This is a genomic window from Acinetobacter lwoffii, assembly GCF_024129435.1.
GTDB classification, from domain to species: Bacteria; Pseudomonadota; Gammaproteobacteria; order Pseudomonadales; family Moraxellaceae; genus Acinetobacter; species Acinetobacter lwoffii_F.
The window spans coordinates 1-2506 of the sequence record NZ_JAMXXN010000061.1 but is presented as its reverse complement, the minus strand read 5'-3'; the positions used below and the strand labels follow the sequence as shown (position 1 = coordinate 2506).

General features: G+C 32.0%; 5 protein-coding genes. 1 reads left to right on the top strand and 4 read right to left on the bottom strand.

Annotation, left to right across the window (positions count from 1 at the left end; all coding sequences use genetic code 11):
• Positions 1-184: 184 nt before the first annotated feature.
• Together NI455_RS15260 and NI455_RS15255 are read right to left on the bottom strand one after the other, a co-directional pair.
• A complete protein-coding gene (locus tag NI455_RS15260) occupies positions 185-511 on the bottom strand; it encodes a hypothetical protein (RefSeq protein ID WP_005098935.1) in 327 nt (108 codons plus the stop codon).
• A 13-nt stretch (positions 512-524) separates the two neighbouring features.
• On the bottom strand, positions 525-932 hold the full coding sequence (locus tag NI455_RS15255; RefSeq protein ID WP_253114868.1) for a hypothetical protein: 408 nt from the start codon (positions 930-932) through the stop codon (positions 525-527).
• A 116-nt stretch (positions 933-1048) separates the two neighbouring features.
• Between NI455_RS15255 and NI455_RS15250 the strand changes: the two genes are divergently transcribed.
• Positions 1049-1564, top strand: coding sequence for a hypothetical protein (locus NI455_RS15250; protein ID WP_253114866.1), 516 nt, complete (start codon positions 1049-1051; stop codon positions 1562-1564).
• A 68-nt stretch (positions 1565-1632) separates the two neighbouring features.
• Here the strand turns inward: NI455_RS15250 and NI455_RS15245 are convergent, their stop codons facing one another.
• Both NI455_RS15245 and NI455_RS15240 read right to left on the bottom strand, forming a co-directional pair.
• Positions 1633-1947, bottom strand: a complete 315-nt coding sequence (locus NI455_RS15245; RefSeq protein WP_005098941.1) for a BrnA antitoxin family protein — start codon at positions 1945-1947, stop codon at positions 1633-1635.
• On the bottom strand, positions 1910-2221 hold the full coding sequence (locus tag NI455_RS15240) for a BrnT family toxin (protein ID WP_253114871.1): 312 nt from the start codon (positions 2219-2221) through the stop codon (positions 1910-1912). The genes NI455_RS15245 and NI455_RS15240 overlap by 38 nt, the downstream gene beginning before the upstream one ends.
• Positions 2222-2506 lie beyond the last annotated feature (285 nt).

Below are 2506 nucleotides of genomic sequence, written 5' to 3'. Positions count from 1 at the left end.
GGGCTGCTGCTGGATTTTTCCAAGAACCAAAATTCAATTGATCTATTCATTTCTAAAGTCAGATCCGCGATCAAGTTTTAAAAAAGTGTAAAGTGTGTCCCCTTGTATAGGGGCGTTAGCCTGAATTTCGCATAAGAGTTTTTATGTTAAATTACTAACTATAAATTCTATTTAAAACATATATTTATTTAATAGTTATGCCATAGTTTTTCTTATCATATTTAGCTACATAAGGAGCTACTTCGTGATTAATCTTTTTATCACTTTTATCTAGGTATGAAAGTTTTATCGAATCCTCATTATGATGCTCATAATTAATGGCGTATTTATATTCTGAATAAGGATAAAGAGTACCTAAACTATAAGTTTTTTGAGCGCTAATATAAGTTATTTTAAGGTCGGTAATTGGGTAATCAGTCTGATTTTTAATAGAAATATATCCAGTTTTTTCAAATGGCTGGCATCCTATAAGTAGAAATAATACAAGACAGTAAAATAGGCTATTCTTCATTTTGATAGTTCTGTTAAATTGGCCTTATGAGTTTATTAATAACGATAACTTGTGAGATATCACAGCTATTATCTACTTCTGTTATCCAGGAATAATTGTTTTTTTCTAAAGGATAAGATTCCCCCCCTCCATACGCTGCTTTATCACCCACATAATAAGTGTCTGAATCTACTTTTAGACTATGAGTTTTATTATCCCAATTTATAGTTTTCGTAGCAAAAATTGGCAGAACTTTAGAGCCATCAGTATGTTGTAGGTATAAACATTTGCCTTCCCTAATAAGCTTAGCTTCACTATAACTTGCATTATCCGCTCCACCTGTGTATTGGATGCGTGGAATACTTACATTTGAATCAATTTTTTCTGTAATTGGACTACAGGCTACAAGCGGACTGACTAGGAAAAATACAAATTTTTTCATATATTGAAACCTGTATGAGTATTTAATGCCAGGGTAATTAAAGCAAACCATATCAGAATAATTTGGTCATGAATTGTATAAAAATTTATAAAAATAGGTAGAAGGAAAACATGAGCATGAAAATTCAGTCTTATATTTTAGTATTCAGTTTGTTTTTTCTAAATGGCTGTTTTTTCGATACTAATGAAATCAGTAACAGCAACAATAAATCCAATATCGATCCATCAGTATCCGCTGAAAATACTAATATCAAACCTCTGAAAAGTGACTATAAGCAATTTTTTATTTTAGCTAAAGATGTAAGGTTTGATCCAAATTTAGCTCAACTAGAAGCAATCTTTCAAGGAAATTTAACTCTTCATAATAATTGTTTATCCATCATAGTAAGAGGTGATAGAGAAACTATGCATACTCTAGTCATACCTAAACAATATGAGGTCTTTTTCGATAATCATAATAAGGTGATAGGTCTAAAAAATATTAAATCAAAAGAGCTTTATAGATTAGGTGAGTCTTTACAATTTTCAGGAATAGCTTTTGATGATGAAAAAATGAAGTTAGGTGAAAAGCTACCTGATTACTGTCCTCCAAGATTCGCTTTACCTGGAAGTATTGAAAAATTAAAAAAATAACTTATTCGTCATTTTAAATCTACAGGCTTAATATTACTTCATAAAGAACAAGGCTTAGTTCTCGTTCTTTATGGATGATTTTTCAAATCATTCAACATAGCATCACGCAGAATTTTGTTCATTCGTGTCTGATAGCCTTTACCTTGAGCCTTTAACCACTGCATAACATCGGCATCAATGCGAACAGTTGTCACTTGTTTAGTTGGCTTATAAAACGGATTTTGAACTGCATTTTTCCAAAAGCTTTCATCAAGTTCAGGAATATCCGAAAAGTCTATTTCACTGTCTGGGCGTTTAGCCAGGGCTTCGAGTCTTGCCTTTTGTTCTTCAGACAAAACAGGAGACTTATTCAAATCCATTTTGTAGGTAACGATTTTGCTCATATTGTTTCCTCTCTTTTTTCTCTGCCTGTCGTGCGGAAATAATACGGATATGATCAATCCCATTATGATCTTGTACAGTATGAGCCACTAATAAAACTGTTTGGCCGTGTACGAGACCTATCGCTTGCCAACGATATTCACCATTTTCAAAGCGATCCTGTTTGAAGACGGCATAAGCATCATAAAAAACCAATGTTGCATCTTCAAAAGCTACACCATGTTTTTTGAGGTTTGTATCTGCTTTATGCTCACCCCATGAAAACTCAATTTCCATAGTTGCATCGCTTTTTGTTAATATAAAAATGTTAATACAAAATTGTAAATTTTGCAAAGTTCTTCCATTTTTTATTGGCAAAAGCTTACAGAATCGAACATAAAAAAGCCGACTTGTTTCAAAGTCGGCTTTTTGGGCATTTTGAGATTTTTCTTATTTTAATAAGCACTTGATATTTATATTAATATACAAGTGTTGTTATTCACCAATTAAAATGTCTATGCGAAAAACCATTTAAAATGTCCTGTTTTTAACCACAAGAGTCAAGCACAGGATTTAAATTTC